Below are 217 nucleotides of genomic sequence, written 5' to 3' on the forward strand. Positions count from 1 at the left end.
GGTCAACAAGGGGCCCATCGCCCGCGCCGCCCTCGAGGCCACGGCCTTCCAGCCGCGCGAGGTGCTCGACGCGGGCAACGCCGACTCCGGTGTCGACCTGACCGAGCTCAAGGTCGACGGCGGCCTGACCGCCAACGACGCCCTGAGGCAGTTCCAGGCCGACATCCTCGGGGTGCCGGTCGTCCGCCCGGTCGGCGCCGAGACGACGGCGCTGGGT

At 74.2% G+C, this 217-nt stretch carries 1 protein-coding gene; it reads left to right on the top strand.

From position 1 onward, the window contains the following. A partial coding sequence (locus QM517_RS18160; protein WP_283289562.1) for an FGGY-family carbohydrate kinase occupies positions 1-217 on the top strand: 217 nt, incomplete at both ends.

The sequence above is a fragment of the Microbacterium sp. IEGM 1404 genome (assembly GCF_030056775.1).
In the GTDB taxonomy this organism is placed as follows: domain Bacteria; phylum Actinomycetota; class Actinomycetes; order Actinomycetales; family Microbacteriaceae; genus Microbacterium.